The organism is Mesorhizobium sp. M7A.F.Ca.US.002.01.1.1 (genome assembly GCF_004022955.1).
Lineage (GTDB): Bacteria > Pseudomonadota > Alphaproteobacteria > Rhizobiales > Rhizobiaceae > Mesorhizobium > Mesorhizobium ciceri.
Genome location: NZ_RZQE01000348.1, coordinates 1 through 6,311, shown reverse-complemented (window position 1 = coordinate 6,311; position 6,311 = coordinate 1). Strand labels below are relative to the sequence as shown.

Sequence of the window (6,311 nt, the reverse complement as noted above, 5' to 3'; positions counted from 1 at the left end):
CGGCGCCCTGTCCTGCGCCAGCCAGATCGAGCGGCTGCGCGCGGCCTGCTCGCCGGTGGGGATCATCGCCGCGGGGTCCGCGACCGAGGCGCCGACACAGGGAATGAACCACGACCGCATGAACGGATCGCAGGCGAAGCCTTTTTGCGTGCGTGTCACCATCACCGCCAGCGGGACGCGCTCGGCCGGCCGCCAGGGAAAGATCATGCGGCCGCCTGGCCGCAGCGCCTTCAGCCATCCGGCCGGGGGCGCTGCGACCCCGGCATTGACATAGATGATGTCGGATGGCGGCAGGGGCGTCGTCACGGCATCGCCATGTACCACCGTCGCATTGCCATAGGCTTCGAGATTTTGACGCGCCAGATCGGCCAGCTTCTCGTCGAGTTCGAAAGCGGTGACGATGCCGCCTGGCGAAACCAGCCGGGCCAGCACGGCGGTGTAGTAGCCGGTGCCGGCGCCGATATGGCAAACCGCCTCACCGGGTTTCGGTTCAAGCTTTCCAATCCACATGGCGTGCAGGAATGGCTCGCCATTGTTGATGCCCTTGTCGTCGTCGAGCGCCACCAGCACGTTCTGATAGATATGAGCCGGATCGGCGCTTGGTGTTCTGATCTTGCCGTTGCCGGCGACGACCGTCCACGGCCCGGGACCGAGAAACGCTTCGCGCGGCACGTCGGCGAAAGCCGCTTCCAGACGTGGGTCGGGCGAGCCGGCATTGGCGGCCAGCAGCCGCGCGTAGAATTTCCTGATGTCTTCGATCCGGGTCATGATGCCGGAAAACATAGCGCGGATTGCCGATTTGTCGCGAGGCTGCCCCCTGCGCAGAGGGCAGCCGGTTTCCAGGCGAAGCGGAACTCAGCCGACCCCGAACATGGTGTCGTAGAGCAGCTTGAAGTTGAGCACCAGGATGATCGCGGCGACCACCCAGGCAAGGGCTGCGACGCCGCGCGGAATGGCGAGATTGCCCATCTTCTTCTTGTCGGAGACGAACTGCACCAGCGGGACGACCGCGAAGGGCAGTTGCATCGACAGGATGACCTGGCTGAACACCAGCAACTGGCCGGTGCCCTTTTCGCCATAGAGCGCGGTGACGACCACCACCGGGATAATGGCGAGGCCGCGCGTCAGCAGCCGGCGTGCCCAGTTGGGGATGCGCAGGCGCAGGAAGCCTTCCATAACAATCTGGCCGGCGAGCGTGGCCGTCACCGTCGAGTTCAGGCCGGAAGCCAGCAGCGCCACCGCGAACAGGATCGAGGCGATGCCGAGGCCGAGCAGCGGCGACAGCAGCTCGAAGGCCTGGCCGATCTCTGCGACGTCCTGGTGGCCGGTGTTGTGAAAGGCGACCGCGGACACGATCAGGATCGAGGCGTTGACGAACAAAGCCAGCATCAGGGCGATGGTCGAGTCCGTCGTTGCCCATTTGATGGCGTCGCGCTTGCCCTTGTCGGTGCGTTCATAGGCGCGGGTCTGCACGATCGAGGAGTGCAGATAGAGATTATGCGGCATGACGGTGGCGCCGATGATGCCGATGGCGATGTAGAGCATCGCCGGATTGGTGACGATTTCCGACGACGGCACGAACATGGCATGCAGGATCGAACCGGCCGGCGGGGCGGCGACGAAGATCTGGATGGCGAAGCAGCTGAAGATGATGATCAAAAGCGCGATGACGAAGGCTTCGAGATAGCGAAACCCCTTGTTCATCAGGAGCAGCACGAGGAAGGCGTCGAGCGCCGTCAGCATGGCGCCGCCGATCAGCGGAATGCCGAACAGAAGCTGCAATGCGATCGCGGTGCCGATGACTTCGGCCAGGTCGCAGGCGATGATGGCCAGCTCGCAGGCGATCCACAGCACGAAGTTCACCGGCCGGGGATAATAGGCCCGGCAGGCCTGGGCGAGGTCGCGGCCGGTGGCGATGCCGAGCCGTGCCGCCAGCGCCTGCAAAAGGATCGCCATCAGGTTGGACAGCATGATGATGAACAGCAGCGTGTAACCGAACTGGGCGCCGCCGGCGAGGTCGGTCGCCCAGTTGCCGGGGTCCATATAGCCGACCGAGACCATGTAGCCGGGACCCATGAAGGCGAACAGGCGACGGAACCAGACGCCCGAGTTCGGCACGGCGATAGAGGAATTGACTTCGCGCAGGCTGGGCTGCTCGTCCTCGTCGGGCCTGGCGAACCGCCATGAGGAACGGGAGGCTGTGGCTTCGGCTTCAGACATGAAGGAGGGCTTTCCGCGAGACTGGACGATGTTGCCTTAAGCTATGCCATGGCTCAACATTATGCAATATGCTATATTTCATTGTCGTTGCTTTTTATCCGGCTGGCGGTCATCGGGTGAAACGGCAATCGGAAGCCCCGGTTGCACCTGTGGCGGAATGCAAATAAACGGCCTGAAGAATCAGAGCCCGTGCTATGAAAGCATGGATGGCAAATAGTCTTGGGAGGAGCGCGTATTGGTGCTGAAGAACAGACCAGTTCCGCGCGAGCCGCTGCTCGACGCCGAAATTCATTCGGAGGGCTTCCGGCAGCAGCGCGAAGCGCGCCGCAGTGCGTTGGTCGAGGATTATGTCGAACTGATCGCCGACCTGATCGAAGACGGCAACGAGGCGCGTCAGGTCGACATCGCCGCACGGCTCGGCGTCGCGCAGCCGACGGTGGCCAAGATGCTGACCAGGCTGTGCGCCGACGGTCTGGTGTCGAGAAAGCCCTATCGTGGCGTGTTCCTGACCGAAGCCGGCCGCAAAGTCGCGGAGGAAAGCCGCATCCGCCACCAGACGGTGGAAGCTTTCTTGCGCTCGCTCGGTGTCAGTGCGGAGACAGCGCGCATCGATGCCGAGGGCATCGAGCACCATGTCAGCGCCGAGACGCTGGAAGCCTTCCGCAAGGCGATGACGGCGCGCTGAGCGCCAGAGTTCCCGCGTCGCCGGAACCGTCGCACGCCAGACACGTTTGCACCAGATCCGTGCGATTGGCGCGCGAAAGGGAGGAAACGATGGGCATCGAACAAACGCCGGCGGCAAAGGGCAAGCAGGCAGCCGAGGGACTGAAACAGGCGGCGGCCAGGGATGAGCGCAAGACCGAAGCCGAAACCGGCCATCCGCTGAAAAAGGGCGCGGCGCGTTTCGAGGAGCGTTCGAAGAGCTCCGACGGCAAGAGCGCCGGCGCCAAGCAGGAAGATTAGCTCTCTGTCGGGCTTACGTGATCGGCTGTAGGCCACGGGGACGATTGCCACGCCGAGCCGCTCGCCACAACGAACTTGGCCGCAAGGCAACGCGTGTGGCCAAAAAGGCCATCGAAAAATGCTGTGACTTGGCGCAACCGTTGGGATAATTGTTTGTCGCCCCGGAGCAACGGGGAGGTTTGCTGTACGAGGAGTTGCCATGCTCTGGAAGGGCCGTCGTCAGAGTGACAATATCGAGGACGACCGCAGCGACAGCGGCGGTGGCGGACTCGGCGGCGGCGGTGGCCAGTTCCGCATTCCGATCGGCGGCCGCACCGGTGGCGGGGGCAGCATCTTCCTCGTCATCCTGGTGGTGCTGGCCGGATGGTATTTCGGCTTCGATCCTTCGACGATCCTGGGTGGTGGCGACGGCGGCCTGCTGCCGGGCGGCGGCGGCCAGATCACCGACAACAGCGGCCAGGACAACGGTGCCACACCGGCCAATGACGAGATGAAGCAGTTCGTGGCGACCGTGCTGGCCGAGACCGAGGACACCTGGACCGGCATCTTCAAGTCGCAGGGATTGACCTACGAGGATCCCAAGCTGGTGCTGTTTTCCGGCCAGGTCCGTTCGGCCTGCGGCTTTGCCTCCGCGGCGGCCGGACCGTTCTATTGTCCCGGCGACCACAAGGTCTATCTGGACATGACCTTCTTCCAGCAACTCGACCAGCAGTTCGGCGCTTCGGGCGAATTTGCCCGCGCCTATGTGATCGCGCATGAAATCGGCCATCATGTGCAGAACCTGACCGGCATCATGTCCAAGTTCAACCAGATGCGGCAGAGCATGGGCGAGGTCGAGGCCAACCAGATGTCGGTGCGAATCGAGCTTCAGGCCGACTGCTTTGCCGGTGTGTGGGCCCACTACACCGGACAGAAAGGCATATTGGAGCAGGGCGACATCGAAAGCGCGCTGAACGCCGCCAAGCAGATCGGCGACGACACGCTGCAGAAGAAGATGCAGGGCTATGTCGTGCCGGAAAGCTTCAACCACGGCACCTCGCAGCAGCGGCAGACCTGGCTGGCGCGTGGTTACAAGAGCGGCAAGCTGTCGGATTGCAACACGCTGAGTGGGCCGATCTGACCAGACCGTTGTCGAGCTTCACCTGCCGGCGATGCTGCCGTCAGGTGGTGTCAGGATGAATAGATTCGGCCTGTTCCTGCATTGTTCCTTTCCGCGAGCTCGCCTATAAGGTGCGTCCGCCTGCGCCTGAGGGCGAGCAGAGGAGCTTGATCCTGCATGATCGACCCCAAAACCGCCAGACGGGGCCTTGCGCTCGTCTTCACCACGCTGCTGCTCGACATTATCGGCTTCGGCATGATCATGCCGGTGCTGCCGGCCTATCTCCGGGAATTGACCGGGGTCAGCATCAGCGGCGCGGCGATCGAAGGCGGCTGGCTGTTCTTCGTCTATGCGGCGATGCAGTTCTTCTTCGCACCGATCATGGGCGGCTTGAGCGACCGGTTCGGGCGGCGGCCGATCCTGCTCGCATCGGTGCTGACCTTCTCCATCGACAATCTGATCTGCGCCGTCGCCTGGTCCTACCCGATGCTGTTCATCGGGCGCGTGCTGGCCGGCATTTCGGGCGCCAGCTATTCGACGACATCGGCCTTCATCGCCGACATCTCGAACGATGACAATCGGGCTAAGAATTTCGGCCTGCTCGGCATCGCATTTGGCGTCGGCTTCGTCATCGGGCCGGTTCTGGGCGGGCTGCTCGGCACGTTCGGGCCGCGCGTGCCGTTCTATTTCGCCGCCGGGCTCGCCTTCGTGAATTTCCTCATCGCTTTGTTTTTCCTGCCGGAAACGCTCGATGACAAGCACCGCCGCCGCTTCGAGTGGAAACGCGCCAACCCGGTCGGCACGCTTCTGCAGATGCGCCAATATCAAGGCATCGGCTGGATCGGGCTTGTCTTCTTCCTGATGACGCTCGGGCATATGATGTATCCGGCGGTCTGGTCGTTCGTCTCCAGCTACCGCTATGGCTGGAGCGAGCAGCAGATCGGCTTCTCGCTCGGCGCCTTCGGCCTGTGCGGCGCGATCGTCATGGCGACGGTGCTGCCGCGCGTCATCCCGAGGCTTGGCGAGTGGAAGACGGCGGTCATCGGCCTGACATTCACGGCAGCCAGCGCCTTCGGCTACGCCTTCGCGTCGCAAGGCTGGATGATCTATGCGGTGATCGTCGTCGGCTGCCTGGAAGCGCTGGCCGACCCGCCGCTGAGGAGCCTCGCCGCCGCCAAGGTGCCGCCTTCGGCGCAAGGCGAACTGCAGGGCGCGATGACCTCGATCTTCTCGATCACCTCGATCATCACGCCGCTGCTCTACACGGCGATCTTTTCCTGGTTCACCGGGCCAAGCGCGCCGGTGACCTTCGGCGGCGCGCCCTATCTGCTGGGAGCGTGCTTCCTGACGCTGGCGGTCATCGTCTTTGTGACGAAAGTTGCGAGGCCGGCAGCGCGCACGAATGTCGCCACCGATGTCGCTGAGGATGGAGCACAGGTGTGAGTCACAACCGCATTGCGCTCACCAGGGAGTGCCATCCCGGCAGGGCAATGAGGGGCGGCGCTACCGGATCGCGCTAAGCCCGTTCGGCCAGCAATTCCTCACCGCGCTTTTCGCGGATCAAATTGACGAAGCGGCGGAACAGGTAGTGCGAATCCTGCGGGCCGGGCGAAGCCTCGGGGTGATGCTGGACCGAGAACACCGGCCGGCCGGTCAGCGTGATGCCGCAATTCGAACCGTCGAACAGCGAGACGTGGGTTTCCTCGACGCCTGATGGCAGCGAGTCGGCATCCACGGCAAAGCCGTGGTTCATCGAGACGATCTCGACCTTGCCGGTGGTGTGGTCCTTGACCGGATGGTTGGCGCCGTGATGGCCCTGGTGCATCTTGGCGGTCTTGCCGCCCAGCGCCAGCGCCAGCATCTGGTGGCCAAGGCAGATGCCGAACACCGGGATGTCGGTCTTCAGCAGATCCCGGATGACCGGTACGGCATAGTCGCCGGTGGCTTCCGGGTCGCCGGGGCCGTTGGAGAGAAAAATGCCGTCCGGCTGCATGGCGAGGATTTCCTCGGCGCCGGACTTGGCCGGCAC

7 protein-coding genes are annotated in these 6,311 nt (G+C 63.7%); 4 read left to right on the top strand and 3 right to left on the bottom strand.

The features are described from left to right. Positions 1-768 (bottom strand): protein-L-isoaspartate O-methyltransferase (locus EN932_RS26010; protein ID WP_164890623.1); only part of this gene is annotated, 768 nt, incomplete at its 3' end. A gap of 87 nt (positions 769-855) precedes the next feature. Next, positions 856-2,220, bottom strand: coding sequence for an Nramp family divalent metal transporter (locus tag EN932_RS26005; protein ID WP_013530120.1), 1,365 nt, complete (start codon positions 2,218-2,220; stop codon positions 856-858). A 235-nt stretch (positions 2,221-2,455) separates the two neighbouring features. Between EN932_RS26005 and mntR the strand changes: the two genes are divergently transcribed. The 4 genes from mntR to EN932_RS25985 all read left to right on the top strand — a co-directional run bounded on the left by mntR (position 2,456) and on the right by EN932_RS25985 (position 5,725). Further along, positions 2,456-2,905: a manganese-binding transcriptional regulator MntR gene (mntR, locus tag EN932_RS26000; RefSeq protein ID WP_024504117.1), complete on the top strand. Its 450-nt coding sequence runs from the start codon at positions 2,456-2,458 to the stop codon at positions 2,903-2,905. An 89-nt stretch (positions 2,906-2,994) separates the two neighbouring features. After that, the gene (locus EN932_RS25995; protein WP_013530122.1) at positions 2,995-3,183 is read left to right on the top strand and encodes a hypothetical protein; all 189 of its coding nucleotides are present in this window, start codon (positions 2,995-2,997) and stop codon (positions 3,181-3,183) included. 199 nt (positions 3,184-3,382) lie between these two features. Beyond that, positions 3,383-4,303, top strand: coding sequence for a neutral zinc metallopeptidase (locus EN932_RS25990; protein WP_013530123.1), 921 nt, complete (start codon positions 3,383-3,385; stop codon positions 4,301-4,303). 156 nt (positions 4,304-4,459) lie between these two features. Next, positions 4,460-5,725 carry a tetracycline resistance MFS efflux pump gene (locus EN932_RS25985; RefSeq protein WP_027162079.1) on the top strand — a complete coding sequence of 422 codons (1,266 nt, stop codon included), beginning with the start codon at positions 4,460-4,462 and terminating at the stop codon, positions 5,723-5,725. Between the two features lie 73 nt (positions 5,726-5,798). Here EN932_RS25985 and EN932_RS25980 read toward each other — a convergent pair. Beyond that, positions 5,799-6,311, bottom strand: a 513-nt coding sequence (locus EN932_RS25980; RefSeq protein ID WP_164890622.1) for a gamma-glutamyl-gamma-aminobutyrate hydrolase family protein, incomplete at its 5' end; no start/stop codon positions are given.